The following is a 14,419-nucleotide window of genomic DNA, read 5'->3' on the forward strand; positions in this document are numbered from 1 at the left end:
GTTTCTATTTCTCTTTTTGAATCGTCGGCGAATTGATGGTGGATGTGCCGGTCCCACCCGTACCAGTTGTTGGGATGGCTTGATTGACGCTTTGCAATATATCCATTAACACCAATCCGCCCGAGTTGACTCTTGGCCGAACGGCGAGGTTAACGCCGGTATCCACCATTTGAATATTGTTACTGGTAGCTGTACCGGTCGTGAAAGTGGTGGTGCTCGTCAAGATTGGAACCGAATCGCCGACCTTGATCGAAGCCTCCTGATTATTTAAAACCATTAGCGAAGGTGATGAGATGACGTTGATATTGTTGTTGGTGGCGCCAGCTTTTAGGACAGCGTTGATGTCCTTGGAACCGCTCGAAAAAGCGTAAGAAAAACCACCGGTTCCAATACCTTTGGCGATGTCGGTCAACGTGCCGGAACTAATCAGCCCATTGTCCGCTCCGCCAGAAGCGATATTGGTCCCGCCGTTCTCGTGTTGTAAATACCATTGGATGCCGTACTGCAAGTCGTCTTTCAATGTGACTTCGACAATTGTCGCATCGATCATCACCTGCAGAGGTAACACGTCCAATTGTTTTATAACTCTGAGGATTTTGGAGTATTCCTCTGAGTTTGCGACGATAATCAGTGCGTTATTGCCATCGTCGGGGATGATTTTGACGTTGGGCATGTCGTTGTTACTCGAGCCGGCGGTAGAGGCGTTACCCAGTACCGAACCGACGCTGCCGCTCGCGCCGCTGCTACGATTGCGGTCTTGGTTGCGGTCGCTGAGCGTGCGCTCGCTGTCGCCGCCACTGCGGCTGCTGCTACTGGAGCTGGTACCCGTGCCGGTTGTGCTGCTAGAGGCGCCGGTTCCGCTGCTGCTGGAAGACGACCGATTGCTGGCCGACATGCTTTTTCGGCCGGAGGCAATGGAGGCTTTCGAACTGCGTTGGCCGGAACCGTTTCCGAATATCCCGCTTAGCGTTTCCGCCAAGTCTGAAGCACTGACATGCTGCGCCCGGTAGACGTTCACGCCGCCGGCCGCCGCCGGATTGATCCTATCTAGCCGCAAGATCCAGTTTTCGATGTCTTTTAAGTAATGCGCCTGATGAGTGATGGCTAGAATCGCGTTCAGGCGTTCGATTTCGATGAAACGGAAAAAGCTGGAATCGCCGCCCTTGTCCTTCTCTTGTTTGTGGTTGAAGATTTGATCCAACTCGTCAATGACTTTGCCGGCGCTGACGTGGGCCGGCGTGAACAGCGCGAACGAACGGCCTTTCAAAATATCGGTATCGAAGGTGTTGACCACATCCATGACCCGCCCCAGCTCGGCGCCGGAACCGGCCACCATCAGCAGATTGCGATTGGCGTCGACATGCAGTAGCGCTTTTTCCGGCAACAAGGGTTTCAGTATTTCGCCCAGTTCGGCGGCGGCGACGTTTTTGACCGGAATGATGCGGACCTGATAACCGTTGGGCATTTTCGAACCCGACAGAGAGTTGATCGAGCTGCTGTAAATAGCTTCGTTGGATGGCTTGATCAAATAAACCCCGTCCAGCGTCGAAAGCGCGGCATTGTTTAGGCTCAGCAGCATTTCCAGGGTCGGAATCAATTCTTCCTTGCTGAGTGGTTTCGAGGTCTGTAGCGTGACTTTGCCGGTGACTTGCGGACTGATCGTATAGTTGCGATTCAAGATATCGCCCAGTATCACCTTGGCTACTTCACCAAGATCCGCGTCGTCGAAATTCAAGCTGTATTCGCCTTTGCCGACCGACTTTTTCGGTTCGGACGTGGTGTTGGCTTGGGCGTTGATGACGGGTTCGCCGTTCGGGAACAACTCGACCTTGGTGACTTTGTTTTCAGCGTTCTTATCGGCTTCGTTGGACAACTCCGGTAGCGATAATTGATCGCCGGACGCGGGTTTGACGTCGGCCAATGGCAGTTTCTGATGGAATTGCGGACCGATAAACTCGCAACCTGTCATCGACAGCGCTAACGCCACGACCGGCGTAAGAGTGAATTTACTAGTTGTCATTGATGTTCTCGACATTTTCAACGGGCGGAGATGGTTCGTTGGGTTTCGGGGGCGGCTGCATGGCGGCTGGCGGTTGCGCCGGTCTCGGCGGCACGGGGGGCCTGCCCGGCACCGGCGGTTTGGTTTGCGGTCTAGGCTTACGTAACGCGACGGCTTTTTCCTGGCCGGCTTGGGTCAGCACAACCCGGTCGGCCAGTATCTGTTTAAGCGTCCAGCCGGAAATGCTTTGCGATTCGTTGAGCTTTTGAAATTTTTTGGCTTCGTTGCGTTTGCTGAACAGTGCGATCGGATTCCGGTCTTTGTTGTAGATGCCGACTAAGGCCCAATCGTCGATCTGGCCCAGGTCCGGTCCGGCGGTCGCATCGGATGTCGCGGTATCCGCAATCGGCCGGCGGCCTTCGATAAACACCGGGCGATCGACGATTTCGGCGAAATTCTCCAACGAGCGTTGGCGCTCCGGCAGTTCCGGCAATTCCTCGCTTTGAAATTCAGCCGGCACGGGCGGCTCCAAGGCCTTGAGCAACTCGTTCCAGGCAAGATTGCCGTAAGTCCACTCGGCGGCCAGCGTTAAACTTGCCAGGCCGCAGCCTATCAATTGCAGTTTCAATAGTTTTTGGTTCATGAGGATTTGGCTCGCATGAAACTGACCACTTGAAAACTGACGTTGAGTTGGGTGCTGGGGTCTATTTTGTTGGTGCCGCGATTGCGGGCCCCGCGAACCGGGGTAATGTCCAGTTGATCTATGACCAGCAGCGGTACCGAAGACTCAATGCTGTGCAACACGTGGCGCAGTGCGTCTATCGAGGACACCATGCGCACCTTCACTGAAATTCGGACGAATTCGTTTTCGGCTTTGCCCGGCAGCCCCTGCGTGCTGGTGAGCTGGCCGCCGGCTTCGGTGACGGCCGTCTTGATCGCGTTTTGCAGCTCGGCGGACGCCAAGGCCTCGGTCGTGCTGTTCGAGAAGTAATCCTGCTCTTCGAATTGCTGCTGCAAGGCTTGCAAATTGTCGGCTACGCCTTGTTTGCGAGCGGCAACGGCTTGTTGGCGTTGCAGGCGGAATAACAAATCGCTTTTTTGGTCGCGATAATCCAACCATTGATTCAACAAGGGCAGCAGAATCGCAAACAGCAATGTCAAGACGACGCCGATCAACAGCCCTAGAGCCAACCAACGTTGATAACGCGGATTACTCATTCGCCGTCCCTGACCCGTTGTCATCGGCCGGATTCGCATCGGTGTCGGTTTCCTCGGCGGTATCGGCTGCTTCCGAGGGTTCGGTTTCGGCGACGGCGGCGACATCCATGCTGATTTGAAAGCGTTCCCGGCCGGTGTTCTTATCCTGAGTCAATGGCGATACGAAGGCCACGTTGGCGAAATAGGGCGATGCTTCCAAGATGCCGATCAACGCGGACGCGGCCGGCGACTGGCCCTGAACCTGCAAGTGCTTGTCGGTGTACTGAAAGTGGGTGAGCCAGGTGTCGTCTTTCAATAACTTGCTGAGCTCGTTGAGCACTTCGATTAGCGAGGGGGTTTGAGTTTTCAGGTCGATCAAGCGTTGAGTCTTGCTCCGCACCGCCTCGATTTCCTGTTGTTGGCCCTCAATCAGCCGGGTTTCCTTTTCCAATGTTTTAATGCTGGCCTTTAAACGCTCGACCGCTTCACCTTCCCGCCAAACCGGCCAAATTGTCGCGGCCAGCAACAATAGCGCAAACAATGCGTTCAAAAGCCAGTGCAGCGATTGCGACAAGCGGTTGCCGCGCGGTTGGAAACGTTCCGGCAATAGATTGTAATCCGCCGTGATACCTTCAGCGGGTAACGCCTCGGCGTAATCGACGCCGCTGGGTTGCACGCCCCAACTCTGCAACTGTTCCAGCAGGCGATCCAGTACCGGTCGCGGCGTGAGCACCAACTGAACCCGTAGTTGGCCCGAATCGGTTTTCCCCAAAGGTAAGTTGGCGAAATACACCGCGTCGGCCTTGAACGGCGTGTACCGGTCCAGCTCGAAACCGACCACTTGCGCCAGGTTTTCCTGGGCGGCCAGCGGTAGATAAATGGTTTTGGTCAGACCCTGGCCCGCTTCCAGCCTGAGCAGCGTGTCGGCTTTTTGCAGTTCCGGTTGTTGCGCCAGCAACTCCCGATAGGCATCGGGGTTGTCGCGATTCAGGGTTTTACTGAAGAGGGGAGGCTGATCGGGGTCGAGGGCGCGGCGAAACGTCGCGGTCATGCCGGCTGGGGTTTCGGCGAAAATCAGATAGCCGCTGCGGTCGCTTAATAAGGCCAGCACCGGAGCGGGTATCCAGTAGCTCAGCTCTTTGCTCCACCAGCGGAAAAACCGCCGCAGGTCAAAATCGATTGTCGCTTGTAAATTCATTCTTGAACAAAAATTAGCTGGGATTCCATAGCCGAGTCGAATAACGACAACGCGTCTTGCCGAGGGTGCCAATCCAGGATTTTTATAGGAGGCTCATCCGGGTTCTGATTCTGAAACTTAATGACTGCTTCGAGGCCAGCGCCGGCGTCTTCGCCAATCCGGGTTTCCACCGTGATGGTAAAAGCCTGGTTCTCGGCGATTCCGCTGTCCTCGCCGGTTTCGCCGGTGTCTTCCTGGTCCGACGACTGAGCCGCCAAACGATTGTCCAAGTATACATCATGAACATTGCGTTCTTTCAGATCGGCGCCGATGATTTGCAACAGCTTCGGATCGGCAACCTTGAAATCCACTTCGGCTTGTTCCGAATACACGGTTAGCCAGGGCCGCAGGCGTTCCAGCAATTCAGCGTCGATGCCGATCACCTGTTGCAGTTCTTCGACGGACTGGAACGGTCGATTGCCGGGGCGCTGCCGCAAACCGGCCTGCTGATATTCCTTGCGTTCCGCGCCGTGTTGACGCGGCTCGTCGTCGGCATCGCGCCAATCGACGATCGCGTCCACCAAGCGAGCTTGTTCCTTCTCGTCGCTGGTCGCGCCGGCAATCACGGCTTGCAGCAGTTCCTCCTTACCGGCGTTGATGTCTACCTTGCCGGATTCGGCGAGAATCTTGATGCGCGTGACGCCGTCCACGGTCGGGACCTGATAAACGCTGCCGTCCGATAGCCAGCGCTGCTCCTTGTCGGTTTGTTGCAGCCTGAAAATAGCCAGATTGATGCCGCTTTCGGCGATCGCCATCGCTTCGGCGTTTTTGTGCAGCGCATAACTGACGCTACTTTCGCGGCGCATGCTTAATGCAAAACTGCCGGCCATGATGCTCAGCAAGGTCAAAATCCAGATGACGATGACCAGCGCGAAGCCGGATTGCCGATTAATTCGGGTTGGCATCGTCCACGCTCTCGGTATTGGCGGGCGGCGCGGTCAGCGTCGGTCTGGCATTGATTCTGACCGGAAAGATCATGTCGGGCCAGAAACTGTGGTCTCGCAAGACGATGCGGACCTTAATCAGCAACGGCAGTTGCTCGGCGTTAATCCATTGCTCGTGCCAGGCGGTTTTATCGGTTTCCGCGTTGGTGCCGTAATAGGCCAACTCAAAGTCCTCGACATTATTCAGTAGGACCGTGGCCTCTGCCGCGGCGTCGGGCAATTGGCCGTAAGGTACCAGCGAAACCCGAATCACCGACGAACTATCAGGGTCGGTATCGACGGTAAACGTCTGTAAGCCCTTACGGGCCGAAGCCGAAGGCAGCGCCGCGACGAAACGAATCGCGTGCGGACGGCCTTCGAAGGCCAGCGTCTCGGCGGTTTGATTGGCGGCGTCGGGGGTGTCGGTTCTCAGACCGGTCGGCGATGACTCGTTGTCTTCGGTCGGTGCCGGCACCGGTTTGATGCCGCTGAGATGGCGTCTGAAAAACTGATAGACCACGGCTTTCTGGTTGACCTCGGTCAGCTTGGCTTCGCCGACGTTCCAGCTCTCGGCGGCAATGCGCAGACTGGCGAACAGCAGCGCGACGATGACGCTGAGCAGCGTCATCGCGATCAACATTTCGATTAGGGTAAAGCCGTTTCGAATCGGGCGGTCCATGCCGGCTATTGAGCGGTGGTCAGTTTTAAGGTATCGAGTTCAACAGTGCGGCGCTGCTCGTCGTCGCCCCAGGCTACGGTGACGTTGACTCGCATCAGTCGCGCGGCCGGTTCCTGGTCGCCATCGGCCAGCTTGCGCAGACTTTCGCGAACGCCGCCGCTGTTTTGCACTGGTTGGACGCTGACCCGCCAATCGAAGCGTTCGCCTTCGTTGCCGTCCAGTTCGCCCGGCTCCAGCGCGGTTTCGACGCCGGTGCGGGCCATCAGCGACTCGGCGATTTGCACCGCGATCGTGTATTCCTCGGCGATTCCCGCGTGGTTGACGCCGTTGCCGAATACCCGCAATACGATAGTCAGCGCGATCGCCATGATCGAAAAGGCGACTAAAATTTCCAGCAGCGAAAATCCGTCAAGCCGTCGCATGGTCGAGCAGGTCGGGTTCGGCGGCCGAAATGGCGACTTCGCCGGTAATCCAGTTCACGTCGATGCGTTTGGACAGATTGCCCCATTCCAGCGTGATGCGGCCGCCAGTCGAGGAACCGTCGCCGAAGAAGCGGATGCTGCCTTGCTCGCCGTCGGCGAATTCCTCCTCGGCAACCACCAGCGACACGTCGATGTCTTCGGCGAATGCATAAGTCTTGTCGCGATGGTCGACTCGGTAGCTGTTGTCGGCCAGACTGATCGTGACCGCCGCGGTTTTGCCGGTCAGCAGGGCTTGACCGTGGGCATAGCGCAGCGCTGAAGCGATGTCGCGTGCCACGGCCTGCAGCTTGGTGGCGTGGTTGCCGGAAGCGATATTGTTGCCTAGCACCGCGAAACCGAGCACGGCGACCAGCAACACGATCGCCATCTCGATCAACGTGAAGCCTCGCGCGGCGGCGGGGCGGGGCGGCCGGGTCATTATTCCCAGCTATTGATGTCTTGTTCCTCGCCTTCGCCGCCCTCTTTCTCGTCGGCGCCGTAGCTGAACAAATCGAACTTGCCGTGTTGGCCGGGGAAGACGTAGTGATAATCGACGTTCCAAGGGTCTTGCGGAATCTTTTCCTTACGCAGATAGGGGCCGTTCCAGCGCTTGGCGTCGGACGGTTTTTCGATCAGCGCCAGCAAACCTTGTTGTTGGGTCGGATAACGGCCCTCGTCCAGCTTGTACATGTCCAGCGCCGCCGCCAGATCCTCGATTTGCACCCTGGCCGCCTTGGTTTTGGAGGCGCCCATGTGTTTCATGACCTGCGGGCCGACGATGCCGGCCAGCATGGCGATAATGCCCAATACCACCAACAGTTCCAGCAGCGTAAAGCCGCGTTGGCGGCGTATCGTGTGTGTCATCGCGTGTCTCTCCGTGGATTAAAAGCCAGATCGTTGACGCTGAGAATCGCCAGCAAAATCGAGACGATGATGCCGCCTATCATCAGGCCCAACGAGATAATCAACGCCGGTTCTAGCAAGGCCAGCATGCGTTGTATCGTTTGTTTTAATTGTTTGTCGTAAATGCCGGCCACCCGCATCAGCATTTCTTCCAGCCGGCCGGTTTCCTCGCCCATTTTAATCATTTGCACGGCGAGTTTGGGAAACAGGCTTTGTTGACTGAGCGCCTCGGATAAAGTTCGGCCCTGTTTCAATTGGGTCTCGGCATAATCCAGCGATTCGGCCAACACCGTGTTGCCGACGGTTTCCCGAACGATGACCAGCGACTTTAAAATCGACACGCCGTTGCCCAACAAGGTGCCGAAGGTACGGCTGAAGCTGGCGACCTCCATCGTCAACACGATTTCGCCGACCAGCGGGGCTTTTAAAAACCGGCCGTCCCAGACCTTCTTGCTGGCCGGCGCGCCGAGCTGGGATTTGAAATATTGCACCGTCGCGGCGATGCCCAGCAACAACAGCCACCAATAGCTTTGCAGGAACTCGGCCAGCCCGACCACGATTTGCGTGGGCACCGGCAAGGCCTGGCCGGCGCTATCGAACATTTCCTTGAACTGCGGCACGACGAAGGTCAACATCACGAACAGCGACGCCAGCGACATCACCAGCAACACCGCCGGGTAAATCAGCGCGGTGCTGACGGTATCCTTCAACTCTTGGGCTCGCTCCATATACTCGGCCAGCCGCTGCAATACGCCGCCCAGATTGCCGCCCAACTCGCCGGCGCGGATCATGTTCAGATAAAACTTGGAAAACACGCCGGTCTGGCTTTCCAGTGCGTCGGCCAACGCCTTGCCGCCCTTGACCTTGTCCAGTACGTCGGCGGTCAGCTTGTTGAGCTTGGGCTTATCCTCGGTCAGTTGCAGCAAGATCGTCAGCGAGCGGTCTAGCGGCAGGCCGGATTCCAGCAGCGTCGCCAATTCGGCGGTCAGCATGCCGATTTCTTTGGCGGACAGGCGCACGCCGGCGGTTTTCAGCTTGAACCCGAGAAAGGTCTTGTCCTTGGCCGCTTCGACGCGGATCGGAATCAAACCCTGATTTTGCAGTTCCAGCAACAGGGCCTGCTCGTCGGCGGCATCGCGCACGCCTTCCTCGGCGAGACCCTGATTGTTGACGGCTTTGTAGGAATATAAAGGCATGGAATGGTTTAGCGATTGGCAATGAGCTGGATTTGCGGTGGGTATAAGGCAAAATTCTCGTCGGCGGAAATAATCGGCATGTTTTCGCTAAAGGCAGTAGCTAACAATAGCCTATCGAATGGGTCGCGGTGGTTGGCTAATAATGGTATTTCCGCGTAGGCATCGATGTGTCGGTTTTGAACGCCGAGCAGATTAAAACCATCGCGTTCGATAAAGTTCGTCAGTTGATCGATAGTAAGATCAAGCTCCGGCAGTTTCCCCAGCTTTTGCTTGATGGCGATTTCAAAGAAACTTATCTGACTGATAAATATCGCTTCGTTTTCTAACGCATTTTTAACTTGTTGCGCGAGTTTGTTTGGCGCCACCAAGGTCCATATCAAAATCTGCGTGTCTATGAGATAACTCACCACATGTAATCCTTTAGGTCATCCAGTGGCTCGTTAAAATCATCGGGAATGCTATACCCCTTTCCCGCCAGGCTACCGATCTTTACCCCTCGATGGACAGGTTTAGCTACAGTTTGTTCTTCGGTAAGAAACATAACAACTACTTTCGACTTCGTATTGGTGGGCGGGGTTTCTTCAAGTATGACTTGGCCGTTTTCGTAAATGCCTTTAATTGCGGTATACATATTACCTCCGGTGAGTTGGGGCCTTTTACCAATCGGTGCCTATCGCATTTCAAAAAATTTCCGCTCTACAAAGCAACTCGCCTGGCAATTTCAATATCTTTTCTTAGTAAGTCGTTGACTAATAACTGCAAGTTTTCAGGGTTTGATTGACATTTTTCCGAGAGATAAAGAGCGATGTCCCGGTCCAGATAAATCGGTATTTGAATGTCTTCCAAAGGAACATAAAACTTACCTTGCTCGGCATTAGAAAAGTCATATTCGTCTTTCATTATTTTGCCCTCCGGGTATAAGTGGCTTTTTCGTTTTGGGTGGCTTTTCGGGCCGAAATAATACGAATCATGTCATCGTAACGAAAAGTATGGACCACCAGCAATATTTGTTCGTTCAGATTTTTGCCCAACAACAGCCAACGCTCTTCATCGTCCGAGTGTTCGTCATCCGGCATGCTTAAAGCGAAAGGATCGGCAAACACATACACCGCCTGACGAAAATCGACGCCGTGCTTGCGGATATTGCCCTGGTTTTTGTTTTCATCCCATTCGAATTTCATTTGAAATGCTTTTTTAATTGGGAGTGGCTGAGCACAATCGGCCAAAAGCGGACAGCCCTTTAAATTATTGATCGTCCGGTTAAATGCTTTTGCAGATGTAGGGTGGGCAAATTTGCCCACCATTGCAACCCTCGTGGGCACAAAAAGCCGTGCCCACCCTACCGGGCTTGGCCGTTTTTGTAAATGCCTTTAATTGCGGCATACATATTACCTCCGGTGAGTTAGGGTCATTTTACCAATCGGTGCCTATCGCATTTCCAAAAATTTCGTTCTAAAAAGCAGCTCGCCTGGCAATTTCATCGGGAATTTGTTTTGTTATTTCGATCAATTGGTTTTGTAACATGGCTACGTCTCCGATAAATGTAAAATCTGCACTTAATCGCCATCATGAAAAATATCCGGATTTTCCTTTTGAATGCTTTTCATGGTTTATAGATATTCTTCCAATAACAATAGATGGCTATCCGACTCGAGAATAGGATCAAATTGATCGGTAATAATTTTTGGTGTTAGCTGAATTCGAGAAGCTGTTTTATTCTTTTGGTTCCCACTTGGCACAATCGGCCACTTTGTGACATTCAAAGATTTCAATGTACGTCCGCAAGAAAGTCGAAATCTGCCGCATAACGCGAAGCTCAGCGGAGGAGTGTTAGCAGCGTCCGCTGGAGTATTAAATTAGACACTTTTTTCATTTTTTGTTACATCAATTACTTCAATTAGTCTATATCCAGTCAAGCAAGATGATGTTACTATTGGTTCCCCTGTTATAGGGTGTCGATCTTCGTAAATATCGGCACTAAATAAAAAACGCAGCCTAATTCTATAATCGTCAGAAATTGCATTTTCTAGCCAATCAGCAATTTTACCTTAGGCATAAATTTTTTCGATATTCTTAATATCTGGGTTTGTGAATGTGAATATCCGAAAAATGGCATCTCCTAAAGATAAATTGAAACTATCGGCTTCATGTGTAGAAATAGCTTCGAGCTTATCTTTTAGCTTTATGTCTGCAATAATTTCCGTTCCTGCGTATTTTTTTGGACGTAGCTTAAACTTTTTAACTAAGGCAGAAATGTCCGTTGTGGTTTCTTTGGCAACTGGTCTTACCTTTATTTCATCAATAGCCGTTCGGATACCTTGTGCAATATTTGTAAAGGCTTCGTCTACGTCATTCCAGCTTTTAACTGGTTTTGCATCTTTTGGGAGGGCTTGCAATTTTCCAAATGGGGCTTGATTCCAATCAACCGAACGTATAATTATTGGAATGACTCGTGCTTGTCCACTTTCGTGGCGTTCCATTGCAATTTTCAATTCTTTTCCATAACAATAATCTGAGGCAAGAAAATCAGAGCTAATCAGTAATAGAATAATACTAGCCGACTGAAGTTGCTGATCGATTTCAGACTCCCACTCGGTTCCTCCTGATATTTTTCTGTCGTACCATTCGGAGATTACACCTTGGCGTTTTAATATAGATAAGTGTTTGTCCAATTCATTTCTTATTTCTTCGTCCTTGTGAGAATAAGAATAAAATAGTGTTATGGCATTTTTTGTTGAATTCGACATTATTTATCCATGTACCAATAGTGAGGAGTTTTACGCCAAGCTAAGGGGCGTGTAGCAACGCGGAGCATCCCTTTGAGCGACGTGTTATAAGGATTTAGGGTCGTAGGGTGGATAAGCGAAGCGCCATCCTCCATAGGAACGCAAATAGGTGGATGGCGCTTCGCTTATCCACCCTACAATTTTTATTATTTGAATGGCGGATTTAAATTTTAAACCGGCATTCAAGATAAATACACGAACTTCCGCCTTGGGTCGAATTTTGCCAATCCACAATTGACTATTTTCAATAAATCCACACAACGACTTTATGTAATCTAATTACGCCTTGGTCGTCACCCTTAACGCTTCCTCCAGCCAAGGGTGGGCACGTTTTAGTGCCCACGCGAAATTAAAGCTGGTGTCCGATCGGTGGGCAGAAAAGCGTTACTCACCCACATTTCTAGCCGAAATCGGGATATGCGTTTTAACGGAGCTTCTTTACGCTGGCGAATGCGTTTTCAGCCAATCCTTCAACGCATCGTTCATCCGAGTCTGCCAGCCTTTGCCCGTCGCTTTAAAGGCTTCTATCACTTCGGCGTCATATCGCACCGTGAGCGTGCGTTTGGGGCTGGCAATGGTGGGGCGGCCTCGGCGCACCAGTTGGCTGCCCGCAAACTCGTCGGCTCGCTCGAAAAATTGGTCATCGAGTTCCGGCGCATCGTCGGGATCAATCCAGTCGGCTGGCATATCGGTTTTGTTCGCGTTCATTGGCTTTTCTCATACTGATGATTCGGCGGGCTTCGCCGCGCGGTGTCCAGACTATGACCACCATTCGTTCGTCGAGTTTGCCGACGGTGATATAGCGCGCTTCGGTATAGTCTTCCCGCGCGTCTTCCGCGGTAAAATGCCGGCCACGGAATACTTCCGCCGCGCGAGCAAAATCCAGTTCGCGTTCCAGCAAGGTTTTCTGGCGCTTAACGGGATCAAATTCAATCCACATGGGATTTATTGTCGTTACGTTAAATGATGCCTGTCAAGCAATAGTAGCGAACATCAAGCCTCCGTCGTCACCCTTAACACTTCCTCCAGCGTGGTCGTGCCCTGTAAGGCTTTGCCGACGCCGTCTTCGTACATGGTTTGCATGCCTTCGGCGATCGCGGATTGCTGGATCACAAAAGCTTCCTCGTGTTTCATGATTTGCTTGCGGATCGTGTCGGTCATCGTCAAGAACTCGATGATCGCCAGTCGGCCCTTGTAGCCGATGCCGTTGCAGGTCGGGCAGCCGACCGGTTTGTGCAGCAGGATTTCGCCGCTTGGCTGCCACTGCCGCAGTTTCATTTCTTCGATCAGCGTGTCGGAGGCCGGATGAGCTTGCTTACAAACGGGGCACAATCGGCGAACTAGGCGTTGAGCCAGAATGCCGTTGATCGTCGAGCTAAGCAGATATTCCTCCAGACCCATGTCCTGTAAGCGGGTGACGCCGGCGGCGGCATCGTTGGTATGCAGTGTGGACAGTACCAAGTGGCCGGTCAGCGCGGATTGCACCGCGATCTTGGCGGTTTCCAGGTCGCGCATCTCGCCGATCATAATCACATCCGGGTCCTGTCGGACGATGGAGCGCAGCGCCGACGCGAAAGTCAGGCCGATTTGCGGTTTGGCTTGAATCTGGTTGATGCCTTCCAGTTGGTACTCGACCGGGTCCTCGACGGTGATGATCTTGCGCTCGGAGGTGTTCAGAGTTTTCAGCGCGGCGTACAAGGACGTGGATTTACCGCTACCGGTCGGACCGGTAATCAAAATAATGCCGTGCGGTTGCGCCAGGACCTCCATGAAACGCTCGGCCTGCTTGCCGACGAAACCCAGGGTTTTAAAATCCAGGACCGCGTTTTCCTTGTCCAGCAAACGGATCACCACGCTTTCGCCGTACAGCGTCGGGATCGTCGAGACCCGCAGGTCCAGTTCCTTGCCGATCATTTGCAATTTGATCCGGCCGTCCTGGGGTAGGCGGCGTTCGGCGATGTTCAGTTTCGCCATAATTTTGATCCGCGACAGCACCGCGGCGGTGGAGGCCACCGGCGGCGAGTCGATGTCCTGCAACACGCCGTCGATGCGCAAACGCACTTTCAGGCTTTGCTCGAACGGTTCGATGTGTACGTCCGAGGCCCGGCTTTCGACGGCTTTTTGCAGGATGAAGTTGACCATTTTGATGATGGGCGCTTCGCTGGCCAGATCTTTTAGATGTTCCAGGTCTTCGCTGTTTTCTTCTTCGCTGGTCAGGCCGTCCAGCAGTTGGTCCATTTGCGATTTGCCTTCGCCGTATTGCAGTTCCAGCGCGGCGTCGATGTCGGACATTTGGCCTATTTTCAGCGCAACCGGCTTGCCAGTCGCCAGTTGCAGGGCTTGAGCGACGTAGTCGTCTTCCGGATCCAGCACCGCGACGGTGACGGCGTCTTCGCCGGCTTCCAGGCCTGCGACGTGGTATTGCTTGAGAAAGCGCCGGGAAATGAGCTCAGGCAGCGGCGATTGCGGCGGGTATTGTTCGCCGGCGACCTTGGGCAGGCCACTGGTCTGAGCGAAGCAATTGGCGACGTCGGCGTCCGAGCACATGCCGAGCTTGATCAACAGCTGGGGCAGCGAGTCGTCCAGCGAGGTTTTCTGCATGCGCCGAACCTTGCTCAAGTCGCTGTCGGACAGCTTGCCGTGGTGTTTGAGCAGGCTCAGAAAAGCCGCGTATTTTTCGGGTCGATTTGCGATTTCCATGTCCATCGTCGGTGCCGTAAACTAAAACCGTGTGGCCGGCATTGTAGCGATTTTCCACTGAGTCTGGCTGCCGATTATTACCGCAACGCGTCACGGCGCCATGCCGAAGGAAAATAACGATGACGAATGGAATGAGAGCCGGGCTATTGACCGTCGCGGCGGTCGCGGCCGGCGGCTGTTCGAGCGATTGGGCACAGCGGATGGGTTACCATGCGCTCAGCAATGCCAGGCAGATGCAGTGCCAAAAGGCGATGGCTGACGATTGCGAAAAACGCCCCGACTACGACCGCTATCAGCGCGAGCGTCGCGAGGCGACCGAGACCCAAAGTCCTCGCTAA

The 14,419-nt window shown here is 53.7% G+C and carries 19 protein-coding genes; 1 reads left to right on the forward strand and 18 read right to left on the reverse strand.

Annotated elements, in window-relative coordinates:
* Positions 1-4: 4 nt before the first annotated feature.
* The 18 genes from gspD to gspE all read right to left on the reverse strand — a co-directional run bounded on the left by gspD (position 5) and on the right by gspE (position 14,087).
* On the reverse strand, positions 5-2,020 hold the full coding sequence (gene gspD, locus ACP4CD_RS01410) for a type II secretion system secretin GspD (RefSeq protein ID WP_426993092.1): 2,016 nt from the start codon (positions 2,018-2,020) through the stop codon (positions 5-7).
* The gene (locus ACP4CD_RS01415) at positions 2,010-2,642 is read right to left on the reverse strand and encodes a hypothetical protein (RefSeq protein WP_071155551.1); all 633 of its coding nucleotides are present in this window, start codon (positions 2,640-2,642) and stop codon (positions 2,010-2,012) included. The genes gspD and ACP4CD_RS01415 overlap by 11 nt, the downstream gene beginning before the upstream one ends.
* Positions 2,639-3,217, reverse strand: a complete 579-nt coding sequence (gene gspM, locus ACP4CD_RS01420; protein ID WP_071155549.1) for a type II secretion system protein GspM — start codon at positions 3,215-3,217, stop codon at positions 2,639-2,641. Before gspM ends, ACP4CD_RS01415 begins: the two co-directional genes overlap by 4 nt.
* Complete coding sequence (locus ACP4CD_RS01425) at positions 3,210-4,394, reverse strand: PilN domain-containing protein (protein ID WP_426993094.1); 1,185 nt, start codon at positions 4,392-4,394, stop codon at positions 3,210-3,212. Before ACP4CD_RS01425 ends, gspM begins: the two co-directional genes overlap by 8 nt.
* Complete coding sequence (locus ACP4CD_RS01430) at positions 4,391-5,338, reverse strand: general secretion pathway protein GspK (protein WP_064028093.1); 948 nt, start codon at positions 5,336-5,338, stop codon at positions 4,391-4,393. The genes ACP4CD_RS01425 and ACP4CD_RS01430 overlap by 4 nt, the downstream gene beginning before the upstream one ends.
* Positions 5,322-6,035, reverse strand: a complete 714-nt coding sequence (locus ACP4CD_RS01435; RefSeq protein WP_426993096.1) for a prepilin-type N-terminal cleavage/methylation domain-containing protein — start codon at positions 6,033-6,035, stop codon at positions 5,322-5,324. Before ACP4CD_RS01435 ends, ACP4CD_RS01430 begins: the two co-directional genes overlap by 17 nt.
* A gap of 5 nt (positions 6,036-6,040) precedes the next feature.
* Positions 6,041-6,457, reverse strand: a complete 417-nt coding sequence (locus ACP4CD_RS01440; RefSeq protein WP_064028097.1) for a type IV pilus modification PilV family protein — start codon at positions 6,455-6,457, stop codon at positions 6,041-6,043.
* Positions 6,444-6,935: a GspH/FimT family pseudopilin gene (locus tag ACP4CD_RS01445; protein ID WP_426993097.1), complete on the reverse strand. Its 492-nt coding sequence runs from the start codon at positions 6,933-6,935 to the stop codon at positions 6,444-6,446. Before ACP4CD_RS01445 ends, ACP4CD_RS01440 begins: the two co-directional genes overlap by 14 nt.
* Positions 6,935-7,360, reverse strand: a complete 426-nt coding sequence (gene gspG, locus ACP4CD_RS01450) for a type II secretion system major pseudopilin GspG (RefSeq protein WP_064028101.1) — start codon at positions 7,358-7,360, stop codon at positions 6,935-6,937. Before gspG ends, ACP4CD_RS01445 begins: the two co-directional genes overlap by 1 nt.
* Positions 7,357-8,595 (reverse strand): type II secretion system F family protein, encoded by a 1,239-nt coding sequence (locus ACP4CD_RS01455; RefSeq protein WP_426993098.1) that lies wholly within the window; start codon positions 8,593-8,595, stop codon positions 7,357-7,359. The genes gspG and ACP4CD_RS01455 overlap by 4 nt, the downstream gene beginning before the upstream one ends.
* Positions 8,596-8,603: 8 nt before the next feature.
* Positions 8,604-9,002, reverse strand: a complete 399-nt coding sequence (locus ACP4CD_RS01460; protein WP_281020804.1) for a type II toxin-antitoxin system VapC family toxin — start codon at positions 9,000-9,002, stop codon at positions 8,604-8,606.
* On the reverse strand, positions 8,999-9,226 hold the full coding sequence (locus tag ACP4CD_RS01465) for a hypothetical protein (RefSeq protein ID WP_071155534.1): 228 nt from the start codon (positions 9,224-9,226) through the stop codon (positions 8,999-9,001). Before ACP4CD_RS01465 ends, ACP4CD_RS01460 begins: the two co-directional genes overlap by 4 nt.
* A gap of 65 nt (positions 9,227-9,291) precedes the next feature.
* Positions 9,292-9,495, reverse strand: a complete 204-nt coding sequence (locus ACP4CD_RS01470; protein WP_426993100.1) for a hypothetical protein — start codon at positions 9,493-9,495, stop codon at positions 9,292-9,294.
* Complete coding sequence (locus ACP4CD_RS01475) at positions 9,495-9,899, reverse strand: BrnT family toxin (RefSeq protein ID WP_281020802.1); 405 nt, start codon at positions 9,897-9,899, stop codon at positions 9,495-9,497. Before ACP4CD_RS01475 ends, ACP4CD_RS01470 begins: the two co-directional genes overlap by 1 nt.
* 744 nt (positions 9,900-10,643) lie before the next feature.
* Complete coding sequence (locus ACP4CD_RS01480) at positions 10,644-11,342, reverse strand: toll/interleukin-1 receptor domain-containing protein (RefSeq protein ID WP_426993101.1); 699 nt, start codon at positions 11,340-11,342, stop codon at positions 10,644-10,646.
* A 477-nt stretch (positions 11,343-11,819) separates the two neighbouring features.
* A complete protein-coding gene (locus ACP4CD_RS01485; RefSeq protein ID WP_426993103.1) occupies positions 11,820-12,089 on the reverse strand; it encodes a BrnA antitoxin family protein in 270 nt (89 codons plus the stop codon).
* Complete coding sequence (locus ACP4CD_RS01490) at positions 12,049-12,321, reverse strand: BrnT family toxin (protein WP_281020799.1); 273 nt, start codon at positions 12,319-12,321, stop codon at positions 12,049-12,051. Before ACP4CD_RS01490 ends, ACP4CD_RS01485 begins: the two co-directional genes overlap by 41 nt.
* Positions 12,322-12,374: 53 nt before the next feature.
* Positions 12,375-14,087, reverse strand: coding sequence for a type II secretion system ATPase GspE (gene gspE, locus ACP4CD_RS01495; RefSeq protein WP_426993105.1), 1,713 nt, complete (start codon positions 14,085-14,087; stop codon positions 12,375-12,377).
* A gap of 113 nt (positions 14,088-14,200) precedes the next feature.
* Here gspE and ACP4CD_RS01500 point away from each other — a divergent pair, with 113 nt between their 5' ends.
* On the forward strand, positions 14,201-14,419 hold the full coding sequence (locus tag ACP4CD_RS01500) for a hypothetical protein (RefSeq protein ID WP_139306112.1): 219 nt from the start codon (positions 14,201-14,203) through the stop codon (positions 14,417-14,419).

The sequence above is a fragment of the Methylomonas stagni genome (assembly GCF_050154735.1).
Taxonomy (GTDB): Bacteria; Pseudomonadota; Gammaproteobacteria; order Methylococcales; family Methylomonadaceae; genus Methylomonas; species Methylomonas koyamae_A.

Bases quoted from the DNA above. Each gene is read 5' to 3' on its own strand.
- gspD (WP_426993092.1), bottom strand. From the start codon at position 2,020: ATGACAACTAGTAAATTCACTCTTACGCCGGTCGTGGCGTTAGCGCTG.
- ACP4CD_RS01415 (WP_071155551.1), bottom strand. From the start codon at position 2,642: ATGAACCAAAAACTATTGAAACTGCAATTGATAGGCTGCGGCCTGGCA.
- gspM (WP_071155549.1), bottom strand. From the start codon at position 3,217: ATGAGTAATCCGCGTTATCAACGTTGGTTGGCTCTAGGGCTGTTGATC.
- ACP4CD_RS01425 (WP_426993094.1), bottom strand. From the start codon at position 4,394: ATGAATTTACAAGCGACAATCGATTTTGACCTGCGGCGGTTTTTCCGC.
- ACP4CD_RS01430 (WP_064028093.1), bottom strand. From the start codon at position 5,338: ATGCCAACCCGAATTAATCGGCAATCCGGCTTCGCGCTGGTCATCGTC.
- ACP4CD_RS01435 (WP_426993096.1), bottom strand. From the start codon at position 6,035: ATGGACCGCCCGATTCGAAACGGCTTTACCCTAATCGAAATGTTGATC.
- ACP4CD_RS01440 (WP_064028097.1), bottom strand. From the start codon at position 6,457: ATGCGACGGCTTGACGGATTTTCGCTGCTGGAAATTTTAGTCGCCTTT.
- ACP4CD_RS01445 (WP_426993097.1), bottom strand. From the start codon at position 6,935: ATGACCCGGCCGCCCCGCCCCGCCGCCGCGCGAGGCTTCACGTTGATC.
- gspG (WP_064028101.1), bottom strand. From the start codon at position 7,360: ATGACACACACGATACGCCGCCAACGCGGCTTTACGCTGCTGGAACTG.
- ACP4CD_RS01455 (WP_426993098.1), bottom strand. From the start codon at position 8,595: ATGCCTTTATATTCCTACAAAGCCGTCAACAATCAGGGTCTCGCCGAG.
- ACP4CD_RS01465 (WP_071155534.1), bottom strand. From the start codon at position 9,226: ATGTATACCGCAATTAAAGGCATTTACGAAAACGGCCAAGTCATACTT.
- ACP4CD_RS01470 (WP_426993100.1), bottom strand. From the start codon at position 9,495: ATGAAAGACGAATATGACTTTTCTAATGCCGAGCAAGGTAAGTTTTAT.
- ACP4CD_RS01475 (WP_281020802.1), bottom strand. From the start codon at position 9,899: ATGGTGGGCAAATTTGCCCACCCTACATCTGCAAAAGCATTTAACCGG.
- ACP4CD_RS01480 (WP_426993101.1), bottom strand. From the start codon at position 11,342: ATGTCGAATTCAACAAAAAATGCCATAACACTATTTTATTCTTATTCT.
- ACP4CD_RS01485 (WP_426993103.1), bottom strand. From the start codon at position 12,089: ATGAACGCGAACAAAACCGATATGCCAGCCGACTGGATTGATCCCGAC.
- ACP4CD_RS01490 (WP_281020799.1), bottom strand. From the start codon at position 12,321: ATGTGGATTGAATTTGATCCCGTTAAGCGCCAGAAAACCTTGCTGGAA.
- gspE (WP_426993105.1), bottom strand. From the start codon at position 14,087: ATGGACATGGAAATCGCAAATCGACCCGAAAAATACGCGGCTTTTCTG.
- ACP4CD_RS01500 (WP_139306112.1), top strand. From the start codon at position 14,201: ATGACGAATGGAATGAGAGCCGGGCTATTGACCGTCGCGGCGGTCGCG.